This is a genomic window from Arthrobacter sp. PsM3 (genome assembly GCF_030433895.1).
Classification (GTDB): domain Bacteria; phylum Actinomycetota; class Actinomycetes; order Actinomycetales; family Micrococcaceae; genus Arthrobacter.
The window spans coordinates 43,729-69,129 of the sequence record NZ_JARUXE010000026.1 but is presented as its reverse complement, the minus strand read 5'-3'; the positions used below and the strand labels follow the sequence as shown (position 1 = coordinate 69,129).

General features: G+C 66.8%; 21 protein-coding genes. 16 read left to right on the top strand and 5 right to left on the bottom strand.

Going from position 1 to position 25,401, the window contains the following annotated elements:
• Positions 1-202: 202 nt before the first annotated feature.
• A complete protein-coding gene (locus QCD75_RS14615) occupies positions 203-2,161 on the bottom strand; it encodes an FAD-binding monooxygenase (protein ID WP_301229809.1) in 1,959 nt (652 codons plus the stop codon).
• A 237-nt stretch (positions 2,162-2,398) separates the two neighbouring features.
• Between QCD75_RS14615 and QCD75_RS14610 the strand changes: the two genes are divergently transcribed.
• The 6 genes from QCD75_RS14610 to QCD75_RS14585 all read left to right on the top strand — a co-directional run bounded on the left by QCD75_RS14610 (position 2,399) and on the right by QCD75_RS14585 (position 9,168).
• The gene (locus tag QCD75_RS14610) at positions 2,399-4,009 is read left to right on the top strand and encodes a fumarylacetoacetate hydrolase family protein (RefSeq protein WP_301229807.1); all 1,611 of its coding nucleotides are present in this window, start codon (positions 2,399-2,401) and stop codon (positions 4,007-4,009) included.
• On the top strand, positions 4,002-4,739 hold the full coding sequence (locus QCD75_RS14605; protein WP_301229805.1) for a GntR family transcriptional regulator: 738 nt from the start codon (positions 4,002-4,004) through the stop codon (positions 4,737-4,739). Before QCD75_RS14610 ends, QCD75_RS14605 begins: the two co-directional genes overlap by 8 nt.
• 98 nt (positions 4,740-4,837) lie before the next feature.
• Complete coding sequence (hpaE, locus tag QCD75_RS14600) at positions 4,838-6,358, top strand: 5-carboxymethyl-2-hydroxymuconate semialdehyde dehydrogenase (RefSeq protein ID WP_301229803.1); 1,521 nt, start codon at positions 4,838-4,840, stop codon at positions 6,356-6,358.
• 100 nt (positions 6,359-6,458) lie between these two features.
• Entirely contained in the window at positions 6,459-7,544 is a 1,086-nt protein-coding gene (hpaD, locus tag QCD75_RS14595) for a 3,4-dihydroxyphenylacetate 2,3-dioxygenase (protein ID WP_301229801.1), read from the top strand.
• 2 nt (positions 7,545-7,546) lie between these two features.
• Positions 7,547-8,332, top strand: coding sequence for a 2-oxo-hept-4-ene-1,7-dioate hydratase (gene hpaH, locus QCD75_RS14590; RefSeq protein WP_301229799.1), 786 nt, complete (start codon positions 7,547-7,549; stop codon positions 8,330-8,332).
• On the top strand, positions 8,317-9,168 hold the full coding sequence (locus QCD75_RS14585; RefSeq protein WP_301229797.1) for an HpcH/HpaI aldolase family protein: 852 nt from the start codon (positions 8,317-8,319) through the stop codon (positions 9,166-9,168). Before hpaH ends, QCD75_RS14585 begins: the two co-directional genes overlap by 16 nt.
• A 107-nt stretch (positions 9,169-9,275) precedes the next feature.
• On the opposite strand, the gene QCD75_RS14580 is transcribed toward QCD75_RS14585, so the two are convergent.
• Positions 9,276-9,845, bottom strand: coding sequence for a GNAT family N-acetyltransferase (locus QCD75_RS14580; protein ID WP_301229795.1), 570 nt, complete (start codon positions 9,843-9,845; stop codon positions 9,276-9,278).
• 261 nt (positions 9,846-10,106) lie between these two features.
• Positions 10,107-11,060 carry a LysR family transcriptional regulator gene (locus tag QCD75_RS14575; protein ID WP_301229793.1) on the bottom strand — a complete coding sequence of 318 codons (954 nt, stop codon included), beginning with the start codon at positions 11,058-11,060 and terminating at the stop codon, positions 10,107-10,109.
• 142 nt (positions 11,061-11,202) lie between these two features.
• On the opposite strand from QCD75_RS14575, the gene QCD75_RS14570 reads away from it, so the two are divergent.
• From QCD75_RS14570 to QCD75_RS14550, 5 genes are all read left to right on the top strand, one after another.
• Positions 11,203-12,345 (top strand): PrpF domain-containing protein, encoded by a 1,143-nt coding sequence (locus QCD75_RS14570; protein WP_301229791.1) that lies wholly within the window; start codon positions 11,203-11,205, stop codon positions 12,343-12,345.
• A gap of 36 nt (positions 12,346-12,381) precedes the next feature.
• A complete protein-coding gene (locus tag QCD75_RS14565; RefSeq protein WP_301229789.1) occupies positions 12,382-13,467 on the top strand; it encodes an ABC transporter ATP-binding protein in 1,086 nt (361 codons plus the stop codon).
• A 128-nt stretch (positions 13,468-13,595) separates the two neighbouring features.
• Complete coding sequence (locus tag QCD75_RS14560; RefSeq protein WP_301229787.1) at positions 13,596-15,275, top strand: ABC transporter permease; 1,680 nt, start codon at positions 13,596-13,598, stop codon at positions 15,273-15,275.
• Positions 15,272-16,390, top strand: a complete 1,119-nt coding sequence (locus QCD75_RS14555; protein WP_301229785.1) for an ABC transporter substrate-binding protein — start codon at positions 15,272-15,274, stop codon at positions 16,388-16,390. The genes QCD75_RS14560 and QCD75_RS14555 overlap by 4 nt, the downstream gene beginning before the upstream one ends.
• A gap of 153 nt (positions 16,391-16,543) precedes the next feature.
• Positions 16,544-17,986: an SLC13 family permease gene (locus QCD75_RS14550; protein ID WP_301229783.1), complete on the top strand. Its 1,443-nt coding sequence runs from the start codon at positions 16,544-16,546 to the stop codon at positions 17,984-17,986.
• Positions 17,987-18,344: 358 nt separating this feature from the next.
• On the opposite strand, the gene QCD75_RS14545 is transcribed toward QCD75_RS14550, so the two are convergent.
• Positions 18,345-19,514, bottom strand: coding sequence for an acetate kinase (locus QCD75_RS14545; protein WP_301229781.1), 1,170 nt, complete (start codon positions 19,512-19,514; stop codon positions 18,345-18,347).
• Positions 19,515-19,708: 194 nt separating this feature from the next.
• Between QCD75_RS14545 and QCD75_RS14540 the strand changes: the two genes are divergently transcribed.
• The gene (locus tag QCD75_RS14540; protein ID WP_301229779.1) at positions 19,709-19,972 is read left to right on the top strand and encodes a hypothetical protein; all 264 of its coding nucleotides are present in this window, start codon (positions 19,709-19,711) and stop codon (positions 19,970-19,972) included.
• On the opposite strand, the gene pta is transcribed toward QCD75_RS14540, so the two are convergent.
• On the bottom strand, positions 19,973-22,084 hold the full coding sequence (pta, locus tag QCD75_RS14535; protein ID WP_301229777.1) for a phosphate acetyltransferase: 2,112 nt from the start codon (positions 22,082-22,084) through the stop codon (positions 19,973-19,975).
• 175 nt (positions 22,085-22,259) lie between these two features.
• On the opposite strand from pta, the gene QCD75_RS14530 reads away from it, so the two are divergent.
• The 4 genes from QCD75_RS14530 (at position 22,260) to QCD75_RS14515 (ending at position 25,377) form a co-directional block, all read left to right on the top strand.
• Positions 22,260-22,568, top strand: coding sequence for a hypothetical protein (locus QCD75_RS14530; protein WP_301229775.1), 309 nt, complete (start codon positions 22,260-22,262; stop codon positions 22,566-22,568).
• Between the two features lie 233 nt (positions 22,569-22,801).
• Positions 22,802-23,341, top strand: coding sequence for a hotdog fold thioesterase (locus tag QCD75_RS14525; RefSeq protein ID WP_301229773.1), 540 nt, complete (start codon positions 22,802-22,804; stop codon positions 23,339-23,341).
• Between the two features lie 16 nt (positions 23,342-23,357).
• Positions 23,358-24,686 (top strand): phenylacetate--CoA ligase PaaK, encoded by a 1,329-nt coding sequence (gene paaK / locus QCD75_RS14520; protein ID WP_301229771.1) that lies wholly within the window; start codon positions 23,358-23,360, stop codon positions 24,684-24,686.
• A gap of 85 nt (positions 24,687-24,771) precedes the next feature.
• A complete protein-coding gene (locus tag QCD75_RS14515; protein ID WP_301229769.1) occupies positions 24,772-25,377 on the top strand; it encodes a TetR/AcrR family transcriptional regulator in 606 nt (201 codons plus the stop codon).
• Positions 25,378-25,401 lie beyond the last annotated feature (24 nt).

Genomic DNA, 25,401 nt, shown 5'->3' with positions numbered 1-25,401 from the left:
GGCTCCGAGTCACGAAACGGTTTGCGCAGCGCAGGAACGTCCCCATGTCACGGAACGCTTGCAGCAGCGGAATTGGGCGCGGAACGGACGAAGCGCCGCCGCCGTCCGCCGTCCGACGAAGATGGCCGCTATGGGAGCTTCCATAGCGGCCATCTGTGGCGAACCGTCGAACTCTCTGCGCGCGCGGACCCCGTGTTGGCGCCTACCCCGCGTGGCCCAGCGATTCGGGGACGCGGTTGCCAGCACTCAGGACCGGGGCGAAGAACGCACCGAGCTCCGCCGTCGCCGTCAGGGGCAGCACGTTGGCCACGTACTGGTCCGGGCGCACCACCACCACGACGCCGCCGCGGTCGAGGCCGCGCAGCTCGAAGATGTCCGCCGTCGGATCGGTGGCGTAGACCTTCTCGTAGTCCTTGAGCTGGAACGGCCCCACCTGGGGCTTGAACGCCGCTGGCACGGCGCCGATATCGACGCTCGTGTGCTCCTGCTGGTAGATCACCTTCACGTCGAACCACGCGTCGCGGTCGGCCCCCTCGGGCGTTGCGGCGAGCGGCGAGTCCGGCGCGTTCGCGATCCATTCGGCGAAGTCGGCGAGGGGCGACGCCGAACCCGGCGTCCCGGCGTCGCCCGTCGCGGCATATGCCGTCCCGGCTGCGGCGGCGTCGGCGAAGACGTAGATGCGCCACCGCCCGTCCGCCGTGGCGTGGTGGCCGAGGTGCATCGGGTTGGTATCGCAGACCCTCACCACGGGCGCGGACTTGAAGCGCTTGCCGACGGGAAATCCGGTGGCCAGGCCCTGGTGGGCGGCCTCGGCGATGAGCAGGGACGGCGTGTACTCCGTCATGAACCCGGCCGGGAACTCGGCGGTGCTCACATAAAAGTCCTCAAGCTCGGAGGGGCTCGCGAAGTCCTCGGGCTTCTTCGCCATGAGAGTGGACCACTCCTTGTCGAAGTCGATGAGGTTTTTCGCGATGACCTGGCGTTCGGCCGAATACGTGGACAGCAGGCTCTCCGGGCTGCGGCCCTCGAGCACGTGCCCGAGCTTCCAGCCCAGATTGAAGCCGTCCTGCATGGAGACGTTCATGCCCTGGCCGGCCTTGGCGCTGTGCGTGTGGCAGGCGTCGCCGGTGATGAACACGCGCGGGGTGCGCATGCCCAGCTGGTCCGGCAGGACGTCGTCGAACCGGTCCGTGAGGCGGTGGCCGACCTCGTACACGCTGTGCCAGGCGACATTGCGCACGTCGAGCGTGTAGGGGTGCAGGATTTCGTTGGCCTGGGCGATGATCTGTTCGATGGTGGTGTTGCGGACGGCGCCCTTGTCCTCCGGGTCCACCTCGCCGAGGTCGACGTACATCCGGAAGAGGTAGCCGCCTTCGCGCGGGATCAGCAGGATGCTGCCGCCGGTGCCGGACTGGATGGCGCACTTGGTGCGGATGTCCGGGAAGTCGGTGACGGCGAGGACGTCCATGACGCCCCAGGCGTGATTGGCCTTGTCGCCGGCCATGGTGCAGCCGATCGAGTCCCGCACCTTGCTCCTGGCGCCGTCCGCGCCGACGACGTACTTCGCCCTGACGGTGCGCTCGCGGCCCTCGTCGGGGCCGGCGGTGTGCACGAGGGTGACGGTGACGGGGTAGTCCGCCCCGTCGTCGACCTCGAGGCTCCGGAATTCCAAGCCGTAGTCCGGGGACATGCGGGTGGGCGCGTTGGCCATGAACTCCGCGAAGTAGTCCAGGACGCGGGCCTGGTTGACGATCAGGTGCGGGAACTCGCTGATGCCGGTCGTGTCGTCCTTGGCGCGGGCGGCGCGGAGGATTTTCGCCGGGTCGGCGGGGTCCGGCTTCCAGAAGGCCATCTCGGTGATGCGGTACGCCTCGGCGATGATCCGCTCGGCGAAGCCGAAGGCCTGGAAGGTCTCGACGCTGCGGGCCTGGATGCCGTCGGCCTGGCCGATGGGCAGCCGGCCGCCGCGGCGCTCCACGATCCGGGTGGTGATGCCCGGGAACTGGGACAGCTGCGCGGCCGTAACCACGCCCGCCGGGCCGGTGCCGACAATGAGCACGTCAACCTCGTCGGGAACTTCCGTGGGCCGGTCGATGCCGACGCCGGCGGCTGGCTGGACTCGCGGGTCACCGGATACGTAACCGTGGTGGTGGAACTGCACGGGCTTTCCTCACTTCGCTGTGTGGCACTTCGTGGTGTGGCGGACTGTCGCCGACGAAAGTGTTCGATATTAGAACGCAATGTTCGATAATAGAACTCTGGTCTCCAGTCAAAACTGTACGGCAGTTATGACGCGGGTTACAAGTGCCCCGAAAACTCCCGCAACAGGGGGTTGACGTTCCAGGGTTCCTGGGCGATAGTTTTCGTATACGATTTCGTACTCGATGAGGAGCTACTTTTGGAACAGGTCACCGACCACACCCTGGCCGCGGCCCGCAAAGTCATCGCGGTGCATATCAACTACCCCAGCCGGGCAGCCCAGCGCGGCCGCACCCCCGAGCAGCCGTCGTACTTCCTGAAGCCATCGTCATCCCTGGCCCTCAGCGGTTCAACGGTGGAGCGGCCGGCCGGGTGCGAACTCCTCGGCTATGAGGGCGAGATCGCGCTGATCATCGGCAAGCCCGCCCGCCGCGTGGGCATCGAGGACGCCTGGAGCCACGTCGAGTGGGTCACGGCCAGCAACGACCTCGGCGTCTACGACCTCCGCTACGCCGACAAGGGCTCCAACCTCCGCTCCAAGGGCGGCGACGGCTTCACGCCCGTGGGCCCGGGACTGCTCGCCGCGGACGCTGTGGACCCGGCCGGCCTGCGGATCCGCACCTGGCACAACGGCGAACTGGTCCAGGACGACACCACCGGGGACCTGCTCTTCCCGTTCGCCCGGCTGGTCGCCGACCTCTCCCAGCTGCTCACCCTTGAGGAGGGCGACATCATCCTCACCGGCACCCCCGCCGGCGCGTCGGTGGCCAGGCCGGGCGACGTCGTCGAGGTGGAAGTCAGCGCTGTTGCAGTCGGTTCCGAGGGTTCGACGGCGGGCGGCGCCGGAGGTACGACGGCGGGCGGCGCCGCTTCCGGCGGCCGCACTACCGGCCGGCTGGTCACCCTGGTGGCGGAGGGCACGACGCCGTTCGGCGACTTTGGCGCCCAGCCCCGGACCGATGACCTGCAGCGGGAGGAGGCCTACGGCTCCCGCGCGGCAGCCGGGCTTCCCGCGGCTCCCGCGGCTCCGGCAGCAGAGGCTGATTCGGCAGAGGCCCCGGATGCCGCCGTCGGACATGTCCAGTCCCCGGAGGCCCCGGCTCATGTCCTGACCCCGGAGCTGAAGGCGAAGCTGGAAAGCGTCTGCACCGCCACCCTGTCCTCCCAGCTGCGCAAGCGCGGCCTGAACAACGTCAGCATTGACGGGCTCAGCTCCACCCGCCCGGAGAAACGGATCGTCGGCCTGGCCCGGACCCTGCGCTACGTGCCCAACCGCGAGGACCTCTTCAAGACCCACGGCGGCGGCTTCAATGCCCAGAAGAAGGCCATCGATTCGGTCAACGAGGGCGAGATCCTGGTGATGGAGGCCCGCGGCGAAAAGGGCACGGGCACCATCGGCGATATCCTGGCCCTGCGCGCCCAGGTCCGCGGCGCCGCGGCCATCATCACCGACGGCGGCGTCCGCGACTTCTCCGCCGTCGCCGCAATGGACATGGCCACCTACTACGCGAACCCGCACCCCGCCGTCCTGGGGCGCCGGCACATCCCGTGGGACACCGACATCACGATCGCCTGCGGCGGCACCACCGTGCAGCCCGGGGACATCATCGTGGCCGACGCGGACGGCATCCTGGTGATCCCGCCGGCGCTGGCCGAGGAACTCGCGGACGATTCGATCGCCCAGGAACGCGAGGAAGTTTTCATCACCGAGATGGTGAGCCAGGGCCACAGCGTGGACGGCCTGTACCCGCTGAACGCTGAATGGCGGGCCCGCTACGAGAACTGGGAAGCAGGCAAAGCCAATGCATGACACCGCCAGCGCCGCAGGCCCCCGCGCCGCCGCCACCACCACCCGTACCGCCACGCAAACGCCCCCGCACACCGCCAGCAAGTCCGAGCAGGCCTACGCGGCGGTCAAGGCCCGGATCGTGGACGGGACCTACTCCCCCGGCTACCGGCTGGTGCTGGCGAAGATCGCCGAAGACCTGGGCGTCAGCGTGGTGCCGGTCCGCGAAGCCATCCGCCGGCTCGAAGCCGAAGGTCTGGTGAAATTCGAGCGGAACGTCGGAGCCACCGTCGCCGGGATCGACCCTACCGAGTACCTCTACACGATGCAGACCCTCAGCATCGTCGAGGGCGCCGCGACGGCCCTGTCCGCCCCGCTGATCGGGCCGGCCGACGTGGCCCGCGCCCGGGCCGTCAACGCCGAGATGCGCGACTGCCTGGAGCACTTCGACCCCGTCCGGTTCACCGCGCTGAACCAGGACTTCCACAGCGTCCTGTTCGAGCACTGCCCCAATCCTCACATCCTTGACCTGGTCCACCGGGGCTGGAACCGGCTCGCATCGCTGCGGTCCTCGACTTTCCGCTTCGTCCCCGGCCGGGCGCACGACTCGGTCGCCGAGCACGAGGCACTGCTCCGGCTCATCGAATCCGGGGCCGGCGCCGACGAGATCGAAAAAGCCGCCCGCCTGCACCGCTCCGCCACCCTTGACGCCTACCTCGCCCAAAGCAACGCGGGGTCACTTAGCGCCCATTAAGGGCCCCAGCATAGGCCGTAAGTGACCCCGCGTTGCAGTATCAGCGCCGCAATAGTTGCAGCATCAGCGCTCCCATCTCAGTTCAGTAAGGAAAAACAATGACGTTTACAGCCGAAGCAGCCACCACCCATTACGTCCCGCAGGACCTGACCACCCACATCCAGCACTACATCAATGGCGAGTTCGTTGACTCCGTCAGCGGCAAGACTTTCGACGTGCTGGACCCGGCGTCCAACACCAACTACGCCACCGCGGCCGCCGGCCAGAAAGAGGACATCGACCTCGCCGTCGCCGCCGCCCGCGAAGCGTTCACCAACGGCCCGTGGCCGAAGATGAAGCCGCGGGAACGCGCCCGCATCCTGAACAAGATCGCCGACGCCGTCGAGGCCCAGGAGGCGCGGCTCGCCGAGCTCGAGACCTTCGACACCGGCCTGCCGATCACCCAGGCCAAGGGCCAGGCCCTGCGCGCGGCGGAGAATTTCCGCTTCTTCGCGGACCTCATTGTCGCCCAGTTCGACGACGCCATGAAGGTCCCTGGCGCCCAGATCAACTACGTCAACCGCAAGCCGATCGGGGTCGCCGGCCTGATCACCCCGTGGAACACCCCGTTCATGCTCGAGTCCTGGAAGCTCGCCCCGGCGCTGGCCACCGGCAACACGGTCGTGCTGAAGCCGGCGGAGTTCACGCCGCTGTCCGCCTCCCTGTGGGCGCAGATCTTCAAGGACGCCGGCCTGCCCGACGGCGTCTTCAACCTCGTCAACGGCCTCGGCGAGGAAGCCGGCGACGCGCTCGTCAAACACCCGGACGTCCCGCTGATCTCCTTCACCGGCGAGACCACCACCGGGCAGACTATTTTCCGCAACGCCGCGGAGAACCTCAAGGGCCTGTCCATGGAGCTGGGCGGCAAGTCGCCGTGCGTCGTGTTCGCCGACGCCGACCTCGACGCCGCGATCGACTCGGCCCTGTTCGGGGTCTTCTCGCTCAACGGCGAGCGCTGCACGGCCGGGTCCCGGATCCTGGTGGAGCGCGCCGTGTACGAGGAGTTCTGCGACAAGTACGCCGCCCGGGCCAAAAACATCGTGGTCGGTGACCCGCACGATCCGAAGACCGAGGTCGGCGCCCTGGTCCACCCGGAGCACTACGCCAAGGTGGCCTCCTACGTGGAGATCGGCAAAACCGAGGGCCGGCTGCTGGCCGGCGGCGGCCGCCCGGACCACCTCCCGGAGGGCAACTACATCGCGCCCACCGTGTTCGCCGACGTCGCCCCGGACGCGCGGATCTTCCAGGAGGAAATCTTCGGCCCGGTCGTGGCGATCACCCCGTTCGACAGCGACGAGGAAGCCCTCGCCTTGGCGAACAACACGAAGTACGGGCTGGCCGCCTACATCTGGACCCAGAACCTGACCCGGGCGCACAACTTCTCGCAGAACGTCGAGGCCGGCATGGTCTGGCTCAACAGCCACAACGTCCGCGACCTGCGCACACCGTTCGGCGGCGTCAAAGCCTCGGGCCTCGGCCACGAGGGCGGCTACCGCTCGATCGACTTCTACACCGACCAGCAGGCCGTCCACATCACCCTCGGCACCGTGCACACTCCCAAGTTCGGCTCACATTCCTAAGTTCGGCGCCTCCCCCGGCGCCTAGGCGGCGCAGCGGCGCAGCCGCCCCGCCGTCGTCGTACCTTTCCCCCAGAACCCTCCTCAACGAAGAGAGAAGACCATGACCAACTTCATCCCCACCCCCACGGTCCCGGCTCCGGACATTGTCCGCTGCGCCTACATGGAGATCGTTGTCACCGACCTCGCGAAGTCCCGCGCATTCTACGTGGACGTCCTGGGCCTGCACGTGACGGAGGAGGACGAGAACAACATCTACCTGCGCTCCCTGGAGGAGTTCATCCACCACAACCTGGTGCTGCGCAAGGGACCCATCGCCGCCGTCGCCGCGTTCGCCTACCGGGTGAAGTCCCCCGCCGAGGTCGACGCCGCCGAGGCCTACTACAAGGAACTCGGCTGCCGCACCGAACGCCGCAAGGAAGGCTTCACCAAGGGCATCGGCGACGCCGTCCGCGTCGAGGACCCGCTGGGCTTCCCCTACGAGTTCTTCTACGAAACCGAGCACGTCGAACGCCTCACCCAGCGCTACGACCTCTACTCCGCCGGCGAACTGGTCCGGCTGGACCACTTCAACCAGGTCACCCCGGACGTCCCGCGCGGCCGGAAATACCTCGAGGACCTGGGCTTCCGGGTCTCGGAGGACATCCAGGATTCCGACGGCGTCTCCTACGCCGTGTGGATGCACCGCAAGCAGACCGTGCACGACACCGCCCTGACCGGCGGCAACGGCCCGCGGATGCACCACATCGCCTTCGCCACCCACGAAAAGCACAACATCATCCAGATCTGCGACAAGATGGGCGCCCTGCGGATCTCCGACCGGATCGAACGCGGCCCCGGCCGCCACGGCGTGTCCAACGCGTTCTACCTCTACATCCTGGATCCGGACGGCCACCGCGTGGAGATCTACACGCAGGACTACTACACCGGCGACCCGGACAACCCCACCATCACCTGGGACGTGCACGACAACCAGCGCCGCGACTGGTGGGGCAACCCCGTGGTCCCGTCCTGGTACACCGAGGCCTCCCTGGTCCTGGACCTCGACGGGAACCCGCAGCCCGTCATCATCCGCGAGGACAAGAGCGAAATGGCCGTAACCGTCGGGGCCGACGGCTTCTCCTACACCCGCAAGGACGGCGCCCCCGAAGGGGACCGGACGGGCTTCAAGCTCGGCGCGCAGCTCTAGCCATGCTGGATGCCAAGACGATTGAAGCCATCGCCGATGAGCTGCTGGAGGCCGCCCGACGCCGGACTCCGGTCCCGCTGCTGACCGCCCGTTACCCGGGGATGACGGTCGAGGACTCCTACGCCGTCCAGCAGCTCTGGCGGCAGCGCAACGAGGAAGCGGGGCGGAAGCTGGTGGGCCGCAAGATCGGCCTGACCTCCAAGGCCATGCAGGCCGCCACCGGCATCACCGAGCCGGACTACGGCGCCATCTTTGATGACATGGTGCTGGAGACGGGCTGCTCCGTGGCGTGGGACCGGTACACCCATCCCCGGGTGGAGGTGGAGCTGGCGTTCGTGCTGAAGAAGGACCTCAGCGGCCCCGGCTGCACCATCTTCGACGTCCTCAACGCCACGGACTACGTCATTCCGGCCCTGGAGATCCTCGATTCCCGGATCCAGATGGAGGGCCGGACCATCGTGGACACCATCTCGGATAACGCCGCGATGGGCGCCATGGTGATCGGCGGCAACCCCGTCCGCCCCGACGCCGTCGACCTCCGCTGGGTCTCGGCTATCCTCTACAAGAACCAGACCGTCGAGGAAACCGGCGTCGCCGCCGGGGTCCTGGACCACCCCGCGAACGGCGTGCACTGGCTCGCCAACAAGATCGCCGCCCACGGGGACGGACTGAAGGCCGGCGACATCATCCTCGCCGGCTCCTTCACCCGGCCCCTCTGGGTCTACCAAGGCGATACCGTCCACGCCGACTACGGACCGCTGGGAGTTGTCACATGCCGCTTCGAGTAGAACCTGCCCCCACGTTCCGCGACGCCCTGCGCAACCAAACCGGCGCTGGCGGCCGGCCCCTGGCCGGGATGTGGGTCTGCTCCGGCAGCCCCCTGGTGGCCGAGCTCTGCGCCGGCTCCGGCCTGGACTGGCTGCTGGTCGACGCCGAACACAGCCCCAACGGACTCGAATCCATCCTCGCCCAGCTCCAGGCCATCAACGGCTACCCGGTCCACACCCTGGTCCGGCCGCCGGTGAACGATACCGTGCTGATCAAGCAGTACCTGGACCTGGGCGTGCAGAACCTGCTGATCCCGATGGTGAATTCCGCGGCCGAGGCTGAGACCGCCGTCGCCGCCACCCGGTACCCGCCGCACGGGGTCCGCGGCGTCGGTTCCGCCCTGGCCCGCGCCGCACGCTGGAACCGGGTCCCCGACTACCTCGCCCGCGCCAGTGAAACCGTGAGCGTCACCGTCCAGATCGAGTCCACGGCAGCCGTGGACGCGGTGGAGAACATCCTGGCGGTGGACGGCGTGGACGCGATCTTCCTGGGGCCCTCGGACCTCGCCGCCTCGATGGGACTGCTGGGCCAGCAGGAACACCCCCGGGTGCGCGCCGCAGTCGAACACTGCCTCACCGCTGCAGCGGCAGCGGGCAAACCTGCGGGGGTGAACGCCTTCAACCCCGCCACCGCGCACCATTACCTGGCCGCAGGGGCAGCCTTCATCCTGGTGGGCGCCGACGTGGCGCTGCTGGCCCGCGGCTCGGAGGCACTCGCCGCGGACTTCATCCGGCCCGACGGCGGCTCCCCCGCCGGCGGGGACGCGCCCGCCAGCGACACCCCCGCCAGCTACTGACCATCATGCAGCCGTTTGCCACGAATGGCCGTTATGGGGCCTCCCATAGCGGCCAATCGTGGCAAACGGGCGCGCCATAGCGGCCAATCCTGGTAGACGGCTGAGTCCTAAGCGCCCTGCCGGGACTTCCATTCGTGCTCGAGGATGGCGTAGACGACCTCCGTGGCCCACTGGCCCTTGTAGTGCCACTTGTCCACCTGGGTGGATTCCAGCCGCATGCCGAGGCGTTCGCACAGCGCCGCGGAGGCCGTGTTGAGGGCGTCGAGCTTGGCGTCGATCCGGTGGAAGTGGAGCTCCTCGAAGCCCAGCTTCAGCAGGGCCCCGGCGGCTTCCGTCGCGATGCCCCTGCCGCGGGCTTCCGGGGCGAGGCTCCAGCCGATCTCGGCCTGGCCGCAGCCCGGCAGCCACTTTAGTACCACCTCGCCGAGCAGTCCGGGCGACTCCGCGGCCTCGATGGCCAGGCAGATCCAGTCGCCCTCCTTCTCGAACACGAAGTTGGCGTACTTGCCTACGGACTCCATGGACTTCGTGTAGCTCTTCGCCTCCCCGGGCAGGAACCGCGCGGTCTCGGGCAGCGAATGGTAGGCGTGGTACGCCTCCAGATCCCCGGCCTCGAAGCGGCGCAGCACCAGCCGCTCGGTCCGGATGGGCAGCGGGAGGGGTTTTGGTTCCGTCATGCCCGCAACGCTACCCAACGGCTGCTCCGCAGGCGCCCTTTTGAGCCGCCAAAGGGCCGTTACGGAGCAACGCATGAGTAGGGTCGCCTCGACTGCTCCACAGGCGCCCGGCCGGGTAGAGCTTCTGGCCGTGGTGCCGCACGAGTCCTTGGGCCGACTTCGGGGCGCCAACCACGTGATGGCGAGACGCCGGGTGCCGACTGACTGAGCTCCACGATCCGCGAACCGTTAGGGCTATTTGCGGTGAGGTACGTCTGAGTTTTAGGTGTTGACCGAGCCAAGCTGGCCCGGGCGGCCAAAGGTCTGGGGCATGGCTTTGGAGGCCTTCCGCAGGGTTTGCTGGAAGCCAAGCATGGCAGGCGTCGACTTTCGTCCTTTGAGTTGTCCGAGCAGGATCCGGCGGACCGGGACGGGAATCCGCGGGTCGAGCGGGACGAGCCGGACGTCGTCGCGGAGGTTGGTTAGTGAGAGCCGAGGTGCCAGGGCCACGCCGAGGCCTGCCGCCACCATTGCCTGTGCTTCCTGATAATCGTGGGCGTCATACGAGATGTCCGGAGCGAATCCTGCAGCGTGGCAGCTTCTGGTCAGCACGTCCGCCACTGGGTGCCCGTCCGCACGGATGATCCAGCGGGCCGCGGCGAGTGAGCTGAGATCCACAGGACCGCTGCGCCCGACATCGCTGCTCCCCGCCACTACCAGGACGGTGGGATCGTCAACGAGCTTTTCGGTCTCGATTTCATCGTCCGCGAACGGGCTCCAGTCGTATTCCCACAGGAGGGCCAATTCCACTTCGCGCATCAGCAGCAGCTCGCGCAGGGGGTCCCTCAGGGCGCTCTTGACTGACACGGAAACAGCGGGATGCTCCCTGGCGAACTGGGTCAGAACCAACGGCAGAATGGAGGCTGAGGCCGTAGGGAAGGACCCGATCCGCAGGCTGCCGGCTCGTAGCCCGCTCAGTGCCTCGAGATCGGATTGGGCCCCGGCCAGCTCACGCCGGATGGACCGGGCCCTGGCCACAAGGGCAGCACCCGCATCCGTTAGAACCACTCCGCGGGCATGGCGCTCAAACAGGGTCTGCCCAGCCTCCGCCTCGAGCCGGCGCATTTGCTGGGAGACCGCGGACGTCGTGTACATCATCGCCTCGGCGGCGGCGGTGAGGGATCCGTAGTCGGCAATTTCAGCCAGCAAAAAGAGGCGGCGAACATCTAGCTCCATAGGACAGAGTGTAGTTCAAGTTAAGCCACTCAAAGAAGATGAACATTGTGCTCAACTCTTTCAACCCCGAAGGTAGATATGACCGAGGCCACACAGGCGCCGTGCTGGCCCGGACAACAACTACTTTCGAATCGAGAATCCATTGAGAATTCCAGCAACCCTGGTCAGGGGTGGAACCAGCAAATGCTGGCTGTTTGACGGCCAGGATGTCCCGGCGTCGAGGGACCAGATCGAGGCCCTCCTGATTGACACTTTCAACGCCGCGGACCCCCGCCAGATCGACGGCGTCGGCGGCGCCACATCCACGACCTCCAAAGCGGCCGTCGTCTCGGCCGCCTCCGATGACGATGTTGATGTTGACTACCTCTTCGCACAGGTCGGCATTGGCGACGGCCGCGTCGAATGGGGCAGCAACTGCGGAAACTGCGCGACGGCCATTGCCCTCTACGCGGTGAGCCACGGTTTTGTGTGCGCCACACCGGGAACCACCCTCGTCCGGATGCGCAACCTGAACACCGGCACACGGCTCGAAGCCGATGTCTCCACCCCCGACGGCAAGCTGCCCGCCTTTGGCGAAGCCCAAGTGCCTGGCACCCTGGCCACCGGGGTTCCCGTCACCCTTGCCTTCCTCGACCCCGCGGGCGGGAGCACCGGCTCTGCCCTACCCACCAGACACGCACGCGAAGAACTTTCCGTAGACGGCCGGAATTATTTGGTCACCATGATCGACGCCGGGGCGCCGATGGTTCTGGTGGCCGCAGCAAGCCTGGGACTCACCGGAACCGAGAGCCTGGCCGAACTCTCGGAGTTCGTGCCCGTCCTCACCGAAATCCGAAGCGCTGCCTCCGTACGCATGGGCCTCCGGTCCGCCGGCTCACCGGTTGACCATGCAGTACCCAAGGTGGCGATTGTTGGCCCCGCCAGGGACTTCGTCACCACCGGGGGCCAGCACATCAGCGGGTCGGCCTATGACGTCTCGATTCGGACGCTCTCCATGCACGCCCCGCACCCCGCCATCGGGCTGACATCCGCCGTCGGCATCGCCACCGCTGCCATCACGGCTGGAACGGTAGTCAACGCCGCCCTGGCCGGCGGCGCAATTCAGACGCCTCCCGACGCCGCTACTCATCTCCGGATCGGCACCGCCGCCGGCATCATCGCCACCGTCGCCACCGTTGATCCGTTCGGGCGCCCTGCCCGGATCGGACTCGAACGAGCCGCCCGCGTCATCAGCGAATCCATCATCTTCACCCGCGCGACCGCCACTGTGCGGGCCAGCGCCTAACTGCGCACAAACAGACCAAGACAAAGGAGTCGGACAATGAAAGTCACTTTGGAGAACATCGACCTGAAATACGGCGATACCTACGCTGTCAAAGGCGTCAACGCCGAAATCGAGGACGGGCACTCCCTGGTGCTGCTGGGCAAGTCTGGCTGCGGCAAGACCAGCACCATGCGCTGCATCGCCGGACTGGAAACCCCTGTCCGCGGCAGAATCACCATCGGAGACCAGGTGGTGTTCGACAGCGAAAAGAACATCAACATCCCCTCCCACAAACGCAACGTGGGCATGGTCTTTCAGTCGTACGCCGTATGGCCGCATCGAACCATCTTCGAAAATGTCGCCTTTCCGCTCCAGATGAAGAACCTTGGCAAGAAGGAAATCACGGACCGCGTCGACGAGGCACTCCACCTCGTGGGTCTGGACGGGTTCCAGAAACGCGGCGCCAGCCTCCTCTCCGGCGGCCAGATGCAGCGAGTGGCCCTGGCCCGCAGCCTCGTGATGCGCCCCAGCGTCCTGCTGCTGGACGAGCCACTCTCCAACCTTGACGCCAGACTCCGGGACCGCCTGCGGATCGAACTCCGCGCACTGCAGCAGAAGCTCAACCTGACCTGCGTGTACGTCACCCACGACCAGGGCGAAGCCCTGGCCCTCGCGGACCGGATCGCACTCATGCAGAACGGCAAGCTCGCCCAGGTCGGAAGCCCCGGAGACATCTACGAGAACCCGGCCAGCGCCTCAATCGCCGACTTTCTGGGTGTCACCAACATCTTTCCTGTGCTCAAGAACGGCCACCCCGGCACGTACAAAATGGCGGAGCACAGGCTCGAACTGACCACTGTCGATTACACGCTCGACGGTGACGCCATCAAGGCTTGCATCCGCCCGGAAGACGTCATCGTCTCCGGGCAGAGGCCAGACGCTGACTCCAACAACTGGGCCGGCGAAGTCTCGGTGGCCAGCTACCAGGGCTCGAACGTGCGCTACCTGATCGAGCTTGACGGCGGCCCCGCCATTGAGGCCCTCGTTTCCCGCCGCGACGGCCCGCCAGCCGGAAAAGGCAACAGGGTCTGGGTTACAGCGAGCCCGTCCGACATCCAGATTCTCCCGGCCGAGGTGGCCTGATGTCCGCCGCCACGACAGACCTCCGCCGGCAACCAGATCAGCGGCCAGGCACGCCGCCCCGTGAGAAGCCCAGTCCGCAGCCCCGACGCCGGATGGGCGGTCAACTTGGCCATCAGTTCAGGAAGTCCATGCCCACGTGGCTGATGCTGGCCCTGCTGGCCATCCTGATCCTCATGCCCGTGGCCCTGATCCTGATTTCTGCATTCAGCAGCTCCACGCCCCGGCCAGGTTCGATCGGACTCAGCGGGCTGACGCTGGAGAACTTCAAGATCCTCTCCTCCCACCAGTCGGTAACCGCACTGACCAATTCCCTGGTGGTGGCAACATCCGCTTCGGTGTTGGCCATGTTCATCGGTGGAACCCTGGCCTTTCTCGCGGCCAGGACAAACATCTGGGGCAAAGCCGTCATCTACTTCATCGGCATCGCCCCGATGTTCCTGCCCTCCCTCGTGGGCGCACTCGCCTGGTCACTGCTGGCCGGGCCCGCCACGGGCTACCTGAACCTGCTCACCCGCGGCATCGGCTTGGGCAACCTTTTCAATGTCTACACGATGCCCGGCCTGATCTTCGTACTGGCCCTGTACTACGCACCGTATGCGTTCCTGCTGATCCACGGCGCCATGACCCTCATGAACCCTGATCTCGAGGAAGCCGCCAGCGTCCACGGCGGCTCTCTCGGCAAGATCCTGAGCACCGTCACCTTCCCTCTGGTCACTCCAGCGATTCTCGGCTCCGGCGTGCTGATCTTTGCCCTGACCATGGAAAACTTTCCGGTCGCCCAGATGATCGGCACTCCCGGTCAGATTGAGACACTCCCCACCTTCATCTACCGCCTGATGAACTCCGCACCGGCACGAGGCAACGAAGCCGCAGCGGTCGCCGTCGTCCTGACCGTGGTCCTGATCGCCGTCACTGCAATCCAGCAGCGTGTGGTGATGAAAAGGAACTTCACCACTGTCTCCGGCAAGGGCATGAAGCCCCGCATGATGGACATCGGCAAGCTCCGCGGCGTGGGCCTGGCCTTCGCGCTGGGGTACTTCGCCCTGGCAATCGTGTTGCCTGTGGTGGCTCTCCTCCTGGCCTCACTGCAGTCCTCGCCCTACGTATCGAACCTGAGCCAGCTATTCGGCGAAGATGCGCTCTCCTTTTGGTCGCTCTTTCAGACGCTGCAGTCCGCCACATTCCTGGATGCCGCACGGAACAGCGTGATGGTGGCCGTCTGCGTCGCAGTCCTGGGTGCCGCGCTGGCGTTCTACCTCAGCTACATCGTGTACAGGACAAAAACCCCGGGCCGGAAGAGCTTGGAGTTCGTGGCGATGCTCCCCCTCGCCATCCCGGCGATCGTCATGGGCCTGGGCCTGCTCTGGACCTGGCTGGTATTGCCGCTCCCCGTATACGGAACCATCGTGGTGCTGATCATCGCCTTCATCGCGATCTACCTTCCCCAGGGCTACCGGGGCATGTCAGCGAGCATCCTGCAGGTGGACAAGGACCTGGAGGACAGCGCAGTGCTTCTTGGGTCCACCAGGGCGCGTGCGGTGTCCTATGTGACGCTGCCGCTGATGAAGACAGGCGTTATGTCCACCGTCCTGTTGCTGCTGATGCTGGCGATGCGGGAGCTGTCCGCAGCGCTGTTCCTCTTCACCTCCAACACCCGACTACTGGCAATTGTGGTCTTCGACAACTACGACAACGGCGCGCTGCGCTCCGCAGCATCGACCAGCCTGCTCTACATCCTGGTCATCCTGGCCCTGGTCGTCCTCGCGAAGGCCTTCGGCGCCCGCGCAACCAATGGAGAAGCACGATGAAAAACATCCTCAAGACAACGACGTCGGTGCTGGCCGCCGCGGCACTGGCGGTCACCGCCGGTGCCTGCAGCGCCCCCAAGACCGTCACTCTGGTCAGCAAGGCCGAATCCCTCTCCACCACCTCCGACCTCGTGATCGACGGCCAGACCGTGGCAGACAGCGATCTGTTCGCCAAGGCCAAGGCCGAGGGTTCCATCAGCCTCTACAGCGGCTATGTGGAAAACAGCGAGAAGGAAGTCATCAAAGCCTTCACCCAGGACACCGGAATCAAAGTGAACCTGGTCCGGCTGGTACCCAACCGTTTGCTGGAACGCGTGCTCAGCGAACAGGGCGCCAAGAAGCTGGGGGCCGACGTCATCCGCACCTCCGAGTTCTCCTCGGTATCCGCCATGAACAAGGCAGGCGCCTTCACTCCGCACAAGGTGCCCAACTTCGACCAGTTGGATGACACGGTGAAGAACGACGGCGGGAAGTTCTACCGTGTCTTCGACCCGGCGTTCACCTTCGCCTACAACACAGCCCTGGTCAGCGAGGCCGACGCCCCAAAGTCCTGGCAGGACCTGCTGGATCCGAAATGGAAAGGAAAAATCGGCACCACTCAGGTCGGCGCCGGCGGCAGCTCGGCATCCCTGGTGCGCTTCCAATTCGATGCCCTCGGCGAGGACTACCTCAAGGGGTACGCGGCTCAGCAGCCACGGATCTTCGATTCCTCCGGCGCGCAGCAGGAAAGCCTTTCCCGGGGTGAAATCCAGGTAGCCACGGCCGTGGTCAGCAGCGTCAACATCGCAGCAAACAATAACGCGCCAGTGAAGTTCGTAGTCCCCACGGAAGGATTCGCGCTCTACGACTACTTCCTGGGCATGACCCCCACCGCCCAGCACCCGGCCGCAGCCCAGCTGTTCATGAACTGGAACCTCAGCAAACGCGGATCCAGCGTCTTCTCCCAGATAGGCGAATACCCTGCCGACTCGGCCGCGCCGGCCCCCAAGGTGATGGATATCCAGCTGCCAGCCATGAACACAGGGCTTCCCCATCGCGGAACTCCGGAGGATCTGGCTCGCCGCGGCAAGGAAGACCAGGCCATCTGGAACCGGATCTTCGGCTACATCGGCTGAACCCCGCAGACTGCAGCGGGGCGGCCAAGGCGGTCACTCGGATCGCCGACTCATCGCAACGACGGCCGCCCCGCTGTTTCAACGCCCCCTCCCCGAGGCCTCCGGCCGCGCCGCCGCGCCCCCTCGCAGGAGCTACTCTCTGAGGAGACCACCATGACTGAGACTGCGCGCCGCGCCCCTGCCCCAGCGGTTGAGACTCGGGACGACGGTCCCAGGCGTCCTATCCGCCGCCGTATCCTACTGATGGCGGTGGCCGGTTTCGCGATCCTGGGACTGGCCGCCCATCTGCTGGGGGGTGACTTCTTCAACCCGGCGGCCAACACCAGACCGGAGACGACCATGACCGCTGTCCAGATCATCCCGCTCGTCATCCTCGTCATAATGTTTATCGTCGCCACAAAATGGCCTCTGAACATCGGGGTGATGGGTCTGGTCGCATCCTTCGGCGTCGGTTATTTCATGCTCGGAATGACTGACAGGGAGATCCTTGCGGAATTCCCTGCCAGCATCGTTCTGACGATCATCGGAGTCACCTACTTCTTCAGCATGGCCCAGAGGAACGGCACCATCGACGTCATCGTCCAGAACTGCGTGCGCCTCGTCAGGGGCAAGACGCTGCTGCTGCCCTGGGTGTTCTTCCTGCTCGCGGCCGCGCTCACGGCACTGGGCACCTTCTCTCCTGCCGCCGTCGCACTGCTGGCACCGGCGGCCATCGGATTCGCTTACGAGTCCCGCATCCATCCTGTACTGATGGGTGCGTTCATCATCAACGGCGCCCACGCCGGCGGATTCTCCCCGCTCTCCGTGGCTGGCGTGTTGGTGCATGACATCGCGCTGGAAAACGGATTTCCCGTCTCCCAGGGCGCACTCTTCGTTGCCAGCTTCGCCCTCAATCTCATCCTCTCCGTACTGACCATCGTTCTGTTCGCCCTCCTCGGCAAGCTGCGCGACGGCGAAAGCGGCCAGGATGCCGATCTCGATACCGCCCGGACCAGCCGGCCCCGCGGCCAGCAGATCCTCACGCTGGTGCTGATCGCGGTGATGCTCGGGTGCACCCTGGGTTTCCACATGCCGATCGGCTTTGTGGCCCTCTCGGCCGGACTCCTGCTGGCGCTGGTGAACATCAAAGAACATCAAACGTTCATCGGCGGCATCTCCTGGTCCACGGTCCTGCTGGTGGCGGGCATGATCACCTACGTTTCCCTACTTCAGCACGTCGGCGTCATCGACACTCTCGCCGAGCAGGCTCTGGCCCTGGGTGCCCCGCTGTTGGTCGCGCTTGTCCTCTGTTACGTGATCGGCGTTGGCTCAGCGTTCGCCTCGTCCACGGCGCTGCTGACTGCGTTCATCCCTCTGGCGGGTCCGTTGTTGGCCACCAGCTCACTGAGCGCCTCCGGAACGGTCGCGGCGCTGGCCATCGCTGCCACCGTCGTGGATGTCTCCCCCTTCTCCACCGACGGCGCGCTGGTGGTGGCCAATGCCCGCGCGAACGACCGGCAGCGGGTCTACCGCCAGCTGATGGCCTACGCGGGCGGAGTGGTGCTGGTTGCCCCGGCTCTTGCCTGGGCTCTGCTGGTACCCACCGGCATCATGTAACCGGGGCCGCCCGTTGCCTGTCACGGCGCGGCGGGCCGGCTTCCAACCCGGTTAGTGCGGCGAACTTCATCGATTCGTCACAAGTGGCCGCCATACCCACCCTCTTAGAGGCCATTTGCGTCAGATGGGCGGCCCGGAGGGCTCCGGTAGTGGCCATTCGTGTCAGATGGGCGGCCGGGCGCGCAGCATAGCGGCCATTCGTGGTGAATGGGTGAGTCCCAAACCCGCAGAGTCCTAAGCCCTGCCGGGACTGAGCAGAGATGAGGCGAATGGTCGCGGGTTCCAGGCACTGATCACGAATGACGCGGATCCGATCACAAGCCCTGCCTCCCCAGCTCTTCACCCGCCATAGGGGCCGTTACGGAGCAACCGATGAGCCGGCGACGACGGCGGACGTGGCCTCGGCGATGGCGCGCTCCTCGTCGGTGGGCACCACGAGCACCGGGATGGCCGAGGACGGTGAGGAGATCACGCGGGGTTCCTTGGACCGCTCCCGGTTCAGGCCGGCGTCGAGCTCTATGCCCAGGGCACCCAGCCGCTCCGCCACGAGGGTGCGGAACTGGTGCGAGTTCTCCCCGATCCCGGCGGTGAACACGAGGGCCTTCGCGCCGCCAACGGCCACGTGGTAGCCGCCGATGTACTTCGCGAGGCGGTAGGAGGCGACGGCGAGCGCCATGGCGGCCCTGGAATCGCCGGCTTCCGCGGCCTCCACCACCGAGCGCATGTCGTTGTTGCCGGCGAGGCCCTTGAGCCCGGACTGGCGGTTGAGCATGGAGTCGAGGTCCTCAGGGGACCAGCCGGCCCGGCCGAGGAACACGAGGATGGACGGGTCCAGGTCACCGGAGCGGGTGCCCATCACCAGGCCCTCCAGCGGGGTGAAGCCCATGGAGGTGTCCACCGAGTGGCCGCCGCGGATCGCCGTGACCGAGGCCCCGTTGCCAAGGTGGGCGATGACGGCGTCGAACTCATCCACCGGGACGTCCAGCAGCGCCGCCGCCCGGTGCGATACGTATTCGTGCGAGGTGCCGTGGAAGCCGTAGCGGCGGATCCCGTGGTTGGTGTAGAGCTCGTCCGGGACCGCATAGCGCCAGGCGTGCTCGGGCAGGGTGCGGTGGAAGGCGGTGTCGAACACGGCGACCTGCGGCATGTCCGGCCACTTCTTCGAGATAGCGCGGATGCCGAGGACGTTCGCCGGGTTGTGCAGGGGTGCCAGCGGGTTGAGCCGTTCGATGGCGCGGGTGATCTCGTTGTTGACCAGGACCGGCTCGGCGAATCGCTCCCCGCCATGCACCACCCGGTGCCCGACGGCGTCGAGCACCCGGTCCCCGAGCGCCTTGTGGATCTCCGCGTCCACCAGTTCCAGGGCCTCCGCGTGGTCGCGGGGGCCCTCGGGCGCGCCGTCGCCCTCGCCGCCGGAGCCCATGCCGATCTTCTCGACCAGTCCCTCGGCGAGCACGCTGCCGGCCTCGACGTCGCGGACCTGGTACTTCAGCGAGGACGAGCCTGAGTTGATAACGAGCACGAGCATGGGGCCTCCTACGCCTTGGCTTCTGCGCTGACCCCGGAGGGTGCGTCGGGACGGGCATCACGCCGGAGCCTGGCGGAGCGCTCCGTGGGACCCACTATAAATTGCCGGACCGGCACGGGAGCCTATTCGTTGCGAAAGCCGCGGCGGGCGCCTAGAGTCGGCGGACCAACTCGACAACTCACGAAGGGACTTTCATGACTGACGACACAACCCAGCCAGAGAACACCGAGGCTGCCAGCACCGCGCCGGAGAGCGGTTCCGGCAAGCCCGATCCCACCGGCGTCGAAGGCGCGAACCCGGCTCTGGACGACACAGGCAAGCTCAAGGCCGCCGAGACCGGGGAAGCCCCCGAGGCCCCCGAGAATCTGGAGGACCTGGATCTCACGCCGGCCGGCCTGGCCGATGAGCCCGCCAAGCAGGAGGAAACCGACAGCCCGGTGGCACCGGAAAACAGCTGACTAGGCATGCGCAGCCGCGGGGGCCGGCGCGGTGGCGGCCTCCGCCGACTGCGCCTGGACAGCGGTGATGGCCACCGTGTTCACAATGTCCTCCACCGTGCAGCCGCGGGACAGGTCGTTCACCGGCTTGCGGAGTCCCTGCAGCACGGGCCCGACGGCGACCGCGCCCGAGGACTGCTGCACCGCCTTGTAGGTGTTGTTGCCGGTGTTGAGGTCCGGGAAGATAAACACGGTGGCCTGCCCGGCGACGGTTGAGCCCGGCATCTTGGACTGGGCGATGGCGGCGTCCACGGCGGCATCGTACTGGATGGGGCCCTCGACGGCGAGGTCCGGGCGGCGTGACCGCACGAGCTCGGTGGCCTGCCGGACTTTGTCCACCGCCTCGCCGGTGCCGGAGCCTCCGGTGGAGTAGGAGAGCATGGCCACGCGAGGCTCCACGCCGAACTGGGTTGCGGTCTCGGCCGAGGCCAGCGCGATGTCCGCCAGCTGCTCCGCGTTCGGGTCCGGGTTGACCGCGCAGTCGCCGTACACCAGGACCCGGTCCGGCATCAGCATCAGGAACACGGAGGAAACGATCTTCACGCCCTCGCGGGTCTTGACAAACTCCAGCGCTGGGCGGATGGTGTGGGCGGTCGTGTGCGCGGCGCCGGAAACCATGCCGTCCACCACGCCCAGCTGCACCATCATGGTGCCGAAGTAGCTGCCATCCAGCATGAGTTCCAGCGCCCGGGCGAGGTCCACGCCCTTGTGCGCCCGCAGCTGCGCGTACTTCTCCGCAAACTGCTGGCGGAGCTCCGAAGTGGCGGGGTCCACGATGTTCATGCCGGAGAGGTCGACGCCCTGGGTGGACGCCAGCTCCCGGACGTCCGACTCGTTGCCCAGGATCGTGAGGTCGCAGACGTCCCGCCGGTGCAGGATTTCGGCGGCACGCAGGATCCGCACGTCGTTCCCTTCCGGGAGGACGATGTGACGGCGCTGCAGCCGGGCCCGCTCGATCAGGTCGTGCAGGAACCGCAGCGGCGTCATCCGTTCCGGCCGGGGCAGGTGCAGCCGTTCCAGCAGCTCGGCCTCGTCCACCCGCTTGGACCACAGGCCCAGGGCGGAGGCCACCTTGCGGCGGTGCCCGGACCAGATCTCGCTGCGGACCTCAGAGACCCGCTTGGCGGTCACGTAGGTGTCGTCCGGGGCGGCGAAGATCGGGAACGGGGCTTGGGCCAACAGCGAATAGATTGTGGGGTCCGGGGCCAGGCCGCCGGTGAGGATCAGGGCCGACGGGACCGGAAACTCCGGCGAGAACGAGGACGCGAGGCAGGCGACGAGCACGTCGGCGCGGTCACCGGGGACGATCACCAGCGCGCCGTCGTCGAGCACGTGCAGGAAGTTGGCCACGCTCATGGCCGCCACTTTGACCGAATGCACATCACGTTCCAGGTCAGGCAGCCCCGCCACCTGGCCAAGACCCAGGGCGGACGCGACCTCGCCGGTGGTGGGCCGGGCGATCGCCTCCAACTCCGGCAGGACATACACGGGCCGACCCGAGGCGCCGGGGCGGACCGCGGCGGCGATGGCCTCCAGGTCCTCCGGGTCGGCGCGGTTGACCATGATGGCCAGCAGCGAGCAGCGTTCGGCGACGAGTTCCTTGCGGGCGACCTCGACGGCGTCGACGGTCTCAGCGACGGTGCGGCCCTTGGCGCCGACGACGGCCACGATGGACGCGGCGAGGTTGTTGGCCAGCCGGGCGTTGAGGTCGAACTCGACGGCGGCGTCCTGGCCGGTCAGGTCCGTCCCCTCCACGATCACCACGTCACAGTGCCGGGACATTTCGGCGAAGATCTCCACACAGCGTGAGTCGATGTCCTCGCGCCGGCCCTCGGCAAGCAGGCTGCGGACTTCAGCGAAGGTCAGCCCGCCCCGGCAGCGTTCGTCGTCGAGGTCGAAGCGGGCCTTCATCAGCGCAACCATGGGGTCCGAGGCGGCGTCGTGGCCGTTGACCACAGGTTTGAAGAACCCGATCCGGTCCGCATGCCGGTGCAGGGTGTCCGCCAGGCCCAGGGCTATGAGCGACTTCCCGGAGCCCGGGGTGGTCGCGCTGACGTAGATTCCTTTGGCCATGGTTTGCCCTTAGGTTGTGCCGTGGTGGTGCTCGGTCCCTCCATACTTTCACTTGTTGGCGCCGTTTCTCCATGCGGCGCCCGGGGGCTGACCGCAGGACTTTGGCCCCTTACTCGGCCGGCGTCCGCCAGCCAGTGTGGTGGGCAACGGTTGGGTGGGCAGAGTGGAGGATCCAGTGGAAACGCTTCGTGTTGAACTGCAGGACATCGGCGGCACGGCCTGGTGGGCCCGGATCCTCACCACCCTTTCGTCCCAGTACGGCAGCACGCAGTACCGCTTCGTTGGCCGTGTGGCCGACGAGGTCCGCTACTCGAGCTCCACCTTCATGTCCCCGACGCCGGTCTCTCCGGTTCCGCCGGAAGAAAAATGGGCCCCGGGCATGACACGCAGCCTGGACGAACTCGTCGGCGACATCCGGCAGGACGGTTGGACCGAGACCGGCCGGGGCAGCGAACCCTGGTCCCTGACTTTCGAACGGAACTGACGTCCGGGCCCTTCGCTGATAGCAAGGACTCCTTCCCGGTCGGGTGACCCTCCGCGCCCGTTCTGTCGGCGTGTTTCCCGAGGTCGCGGCACGTTTCCACCGGTTTCCGAGCGTTTTCCGCAGGCTTTGCCGTGTCCGCCGACGGCTTCATCCGCCCGCCAGCTCTTGACAGAAGGCACCTAAATGGGATTACCTAATGAACATTCGGTAAATAAAGCTGGAGGCAATGACGCATGGCTGAACTGACGATTTCCGGTGACACCCACCCCATCCTTAAAGACGACTACGCCTCGGAGTGGATGGGCATCGAAGTTGTGGCGCTGGACGACGGACATGCCACGATCCGCATGAAGCTCCGGCAGGAAATGCTGAACGGGTTCGGCATGGCCCACGGCGGAATGATCTTCGCCTTCGGCGACACAGCCTTCGCGCTGGCCTGCAACCCGGCCAACCCGAAGCCGGGCGAAGCCGGGATCGATACAGGGACCATCACCGTTGCCTCCGGCGTCGATATCAACTTCATCAAGCCGGCATTCCGCGGCCAGGTCCTGACCGCCGTCGCCAACCGCCGCGCCAGCACCGGACGCAGCGGACTGTACGACATCCAGATCTACGCCGCCGATCCCGGCGCGGGCGCGCCTTCGGCGCCGCAGTCGGCGCCCGCCGGCGCAGCCCCCGCCGCCACGGTTCCGGGCGGACTCCCCACCGACACCCTGCCGGGCGAACTCGTCGCCGAGTTCCGCGGCCGCAGCCGCACCATCTCCAAGAAATAGAAACAGGGAACCCCAGATGACCCAAGAAACCGTCGCACCCACCAGTGATGCTGTCCTGGACCGCGAAGAAATGATCTCCCGCGACGAGCTCGAGGCACTGCAGCTCACCCGCCTCCAGCACACCGTGGCCTACGCCTACGACCGCGTTCCCCTGTACAAGCGCAAGTTCGATGAGGCCGGAGTCCACCCCACCGACCTCCGCGAGCTCTCGGACCTGGGCAAGTTCCCCTTCACCACCAAGGAGGACCTCCGCCTGGAGTACCCCTTCGGCATGTTTGCCGTGCCGCAGCACGAGGTGGCCCGCATCCACGCCAGCTCCGGCACCACCGGTCGCGCCACCGTCGTCGGCTACACCAAGAAGGACCTCGCCGACTGGGCCAAACTCGTGGCCCGCTCGCTGCGCGCCTCCGGTGTCCGTCCGGGCATGAAGGTCCACAACGCCTACGGCTACGGCCTGTTCACCGGCGGCATGGGCGCCCACGCCGGCGCCGAGGCCCTCGGCTGCACGGTCATCCCGATCTCCGGCGGCCAGACCGAACGCCAGATCACGCTGATCCAGGACTTCAAGCCCGACGCGATCCTGGCCACCCCGACCTACCTGCTGACCATTGCCGACGCGATGATGAAGCAAGGCATCGACCCGGCCTCCACCTCGCTCAAGTTCGCCGTGCTGGGTGCCGAGCCGTGGACCGAGGAAATGCGCCATGAGCTCGAAGTGATGATGAACATCAAGGCCTGTGACATTTACGGGCTCTCCGAGGTCATGGGGCCCGGCGTCGCCGGCGAGGCCGTGGAAACCCAGGACGGCAGCCACATCTGGGAGGACCACTTCCGCCCCGAAATCATTGACGCCTTCGACCCCACCGTGGTCCTGGGCGACGGCGAACCCGGCGAACTGGTGTTCACCTCGCTCACCAAGGAAGCGCTGCCGATCATCCGGTACCGCACCAAGGACCTCACCCGCCTGCTCCCCGGCACTGCCCGCCCCGCGCACCGCCGCATGGGCCGTATCACCGGCCGCAGCGATGACATGATCATCCTGCGCGGTGTGAACCTGTTCCCGTCGCAGATCGAGGAAATCGCCCTGCGCATCCCGGAGCTGAGCCCGCACTTCCAGCTCGAGCTCACCCGCCCCGAGGGCCAGCGGATGGACCAGCTGACCGTCAAGATCGAACGCCGCGAGTCCGTCACGGTCGAGCGTGTCGCCTCCGCCGCCAAGGTCCTGCAGCAGCAGATCAAGATCCACGTCGGCTCCTCCTGCACGGTCGACGTCGTCGAGCCCGGCTCCCTGGAGCGGTCCAACGGCAAGCTCCGCCGGATCTACGACATGCGCCCCAAGGCCTGACCGCATCACGTCCAGCCCGCCGGCCGGCCCGCCAGGGCCGCCCCGGCGGGCTGACTGATCTCCTGATCGTGAGAAACTAGCGACTATGCCCACAACAGCAAGCAGCACCAAACGCGGCCGTCCCGGCTATGACCAGCAATCGGTGCTGGTGATTGCGGTCGACGTCTTCAACCGCCACGGCTACGACGCCACGTCCATGGGCATCCTCGCTGAGAACCTGGGCATCTCGAAGTCCGCCATCTACCACCACGTGCCGTCCAAGGGCGACCTCCTGAAGCTCGCGCTGGACCACGCCCTGGGGGGCCTTGAGGCCATCCTCGAGCAGCCTCAGGCCCAGACCGGAACCGCCGAAGCCCGGCTCGAATTCGTGCTCCGCGAGACCATCTCCGTGCTGGTGGAGCGGCTTCCGTTCGTCACCCTGCTGCTGCGCCTGCGTGGCAACACCGAGATCGAACGCGACGCCATGGAACGCCGGCGCACCTTCGACCACAAGGTCGCGGCCCTGATTTCCGCCGCCCGCGACGAGGGCTCGCTCCGCCAGGACATCGATCCCCGCACGGTCACCCGGCTGCTCTTCGGCACCATCAACTCCATCGTCGAGTGGTACAAGCCCGGTGGCTCCCTCTCCCCCGAGAAGCTGGCCGACGACGTCATCACCATGGCCTTCCACGGCCTTCACGTCCCGCAGTAGGCCCGCCCGCTTCCTGCGCCTGTG

Coding starts and splice junctions, on each gene's coding strand:
- pta (WP_301229777.1), bottom strand. CDS start 22,084: ATGGCCAAAGGAATCTACGTCAGCGCGACCACCCCGGGCTCCGGGAAG.
- QCD75_RS14585 (WP_301229797.1), top strand. CDS start 8,317: ATGCCGCTTCGAGTAGAACCTGCCCCCACGTTCCGCGACGCCCTGCGC.
- QCD75_RS14565 (WP_301229789.1), top strand. CDS start 12,382: ATGAAAGTCACTTTGGAGAACATCGACCTGAAATACGGCGATACCTAC.
- paaK (WP_301229771.1), top strand. CDS start 23,358: ATGACCCAAGAAACCGTCGCACCCACCAGTGATGCTGTCCTGGACCGC.
- QCD75_RS14605 (WP_301229805.1), top strand. CDS start 4,002: ATGCATGACACCGCCAGCGCCGCAGGCCCCCGCGCCGCCGCCACCACC.
- QCD75_RS14515 (WP_301229769.1), top strand. CDS start 24,772: ATGCCCACAACAGCAAGCAGCACCAAACGCGGCCGTCCCGGCTATGAC.
- hpaH (WP_301229799.1), top strand. CDS start 7,547: ATGCTGGATGCCAAGACGATTGAAGCCATCGCCGATGAGCTGCTGGAG.
- QCD75_RS14555 (WP_301229785.1), top strand. CDS start 15,272: ATGAAAAACATCCTCAAGACAACGACGTCGGTGCTGGCCGCCGCGGCA.
- QCD75_RS14525 (WP_301229773.1), top strand. CDS start 22,802: ATGGCTGAACTGACGATTTCCGGTGACACCCACCCCATCCTTAAAGAC.
- QCD75_RS14580 (WP_301229795.1), bottom strand. CDS start 9,845: ATGACGGAACCAAAACCCCTCCCGCTGCCCATCCGGACCGAGCGGCTG.
- QCD75_RS14560 (WP_301229787.1), top strand. CDS start 13,596: ATGCCCACGTGGCTGATGCTGGCCCTGCTGGCCATCCTGATCCTCATG.
- QCD75_RS14545 (WP_301229781.1), bottom strand. CDS start 19,514: ATGCTCGTGCTCGTTATCAACTCAGGCTCGTCCTCGCTGAAGTACCAG.
- QCD75_RS14540 (WP_301229779.1), top strand. CDS start 19,709: ATGACTGACGACACAACCCAGCCAGAGAACACCGAGGCTGCCAGCACC.
- hpaD (WP_301229801.1), top strand. CDS start 6,459: ATGACCAACTTCATCCCCACCCCCACGGTCCCGGCTCCGGACATTGTC.
- QCD75_RS14550 (WP_301229783.1), top strand. CDS start 16,544: ATGACTGAGACTGCGCGCCGCGCCCCTGCCCCAGCGGTTGAGACTCGG.
- QCD75_RS14575 (WP_301229793.1), bottom strand. CDS start 11,060: ATGGAGCTAGATGTTCGCCGCCTCTTTTTGCTGGCTGAAATTGCCGAC.
- hpaE (WP_301229803.1), top strand. CDS start 4,838: ATGACGTTTACAGCCGAAGCAGCCACCACCCATTACGTCCCGCAGGAC.